This window comes from Streptomyces sp. NPDC037083, from assembly GCF_055606485.1.
Window position 1 is genome coordinate 1 of the sequence record NZ_JBVJSQ010000043.1, and the last position, 1831, is coordinate 1831.

Sequence of the window (1831 nt, forward strand, 5' to 3'; positions counted from 1 at the left end):
AGGTGGTGCGTGAGGGCACGGACCTGACGCTGGTCGCCTACGGTCCGATGGTCAAGCTCTGCCAGGAGGTCGCCGCCGCGGCCGCCGAGGAGGGCAAGAGCCTGGAGGTGCTGGACCTGCGTTCGGTCTCTCCGCTGGACTTCGACTCGGTCCAGGCGTCGGTGGAGAAGACGCGCCGTCTGGTCGTGGTGCATGAGGCGCCGGTGTTCTTCGGTTCGGGTGCGGAGATCGCCGCCCGGATCACCGAGCGCTGCTTCTACCACCTGGAGGCTCCGGTGCTTCGGGTCGGCGGTTATCACGCGCCGTATCCGCCGGCGCGTCTGGAGGAGGAGTACCTGCCGGGCCTGGACCGGGTGCTCGACGCCGTCGACCGTGCCCTGGCGTACTGAGGAGAGGGTCGTGACGACGATGACGCAAGCGTCCGTGCGTGAGTTCAAGATGCCCGATGTGGGTGAGGGGCTCACCGAGGCCGAGATCCTCAAGTGGTACGTCCAGCCCGGCGACACGGTGACGGACGGGCAGGTGGTCTGCGAGGTCGAGACCGCCAAGGCCGCGGTGGAACTGCCCATTCCCTACGACGGTGTGGTGGTCTCGCTGCACTTCCCCGAGGGCACCACCGTCGACGTGGGCACCTCCATCATCGCAGTGGACGTGACGGGCGGGACGGGCGCCGCCCCGGTCGCCGAGGTGCCGGCGCAGGCGGTCGCGCAGACGCCGGCCGCCCCGGAGGAGGAGACCGGCCCGCAGACCGGGACAGTGGCGGCGGCCGAGGCGCCGAAGCCGCAGGGCTCCGGCCGTCAGCCGGTCCTCGTCGGCTACGGCGTGGCCGCCTCCTCCACCAAGCGCCGGCCGCGCAAGGGCCCCGAGGTCGCGGTCCCGCAGGTCCCGGACACGATCCGGACCGAGCTGAACGGCCATGGCGGTGCGCCCGTCGTGAAGGAGCGTCCGCTGGCCAAGCCGCCGGTCCGCAAGCTGGCCAAGGACCTGGGCGTCGACCTCGCCACGGTGGTCCCGACCGGCCCGGACGGCATCATCACCCGCGAGGACGTCCACGCGGCGGCGACCCCGGCCACCGTGGCCGCTCCGCCCGCCGAGCCGGTCGCTCCGGCCACGCCGACGCCCCAGGCTCCGGTTCCCGCCGCCGTGCCCGTCCCCTCGTACGACACGGCCCGTGAGACCCGGGTCCCGGTCAAGGGCGTCCGCAAGGCGACGGCGGCGGCGATGGTCGGCTCGGCGTTCACCGCACCGCACGTCACGGAGTTCGTGACGATCGACGTGACCCGCACGCTGAAGCTCGTCGAGGAGCTCAAGCAGGACAAGGACATGCAGGGCCTGCGGGTCAACCCGCTGCTCGTCATCGCCAAGGCCCTGCTGGTCGCGATCAAACGCAACCCGGAGATCAACGCTTCCTGGGACGAGGCGGCGCAGGAGATCGTGGTCAAGCACTACGTCAACCTGGGCATCGCCGCCGCCACCCCCAGGGGACTGCTCGTTCCGAACATCAAGGACGCCCACGCCCAGACGCTGCCGCAGCTGGCGCAGTCCCTGGGCGAGCTGGTCTCGACGGCGAGGGAGGGCAGGACGTCCCCCGCGGCCATGCAGGGCGGCACGGTGACCATCACCAACGTCGGCGTCTTCGGCGTCGACACCGGCACCCCGATCCTCAACCCCGGCGAGTCCGCCATCCTCGCGATCGGCGCGATCAAACTCCAGCCCTGGGTCCACAAGGGCAAGGTGAAACCACGTCAGGTGACCACCCTGGCCCTCAGCTTCGACCACCGCCTGGTGGACGGGGAACTGGGCTCCAAGGTGCTGGCCGACCTGGCGGCGA

Annotated in this window: 2 protein-coding genes; both read left to right on the top strand. The window is 71.3% G+C overall.

What is annotated here, in order from left to right:
* Positions 1–389, top strand: a 389-nt coding sequence (locus ACZ7DE_RS40970; RefSeq protein WP_470769644.1) for a transketolase C-terminal domain-containing protein, incomplete at its 5' end; no start/stop codon positions are given.
* 10 nt (positions 390–399) lie between these two features.
* On the top strand, positions 400–1831 hold a 1432-nt coding region (locus ACZ7DE_RS40975), incomplete at its 3' end, for a dihydrolipoamide acetyltransferase family protein (RefSeq protein WP_470769646.1).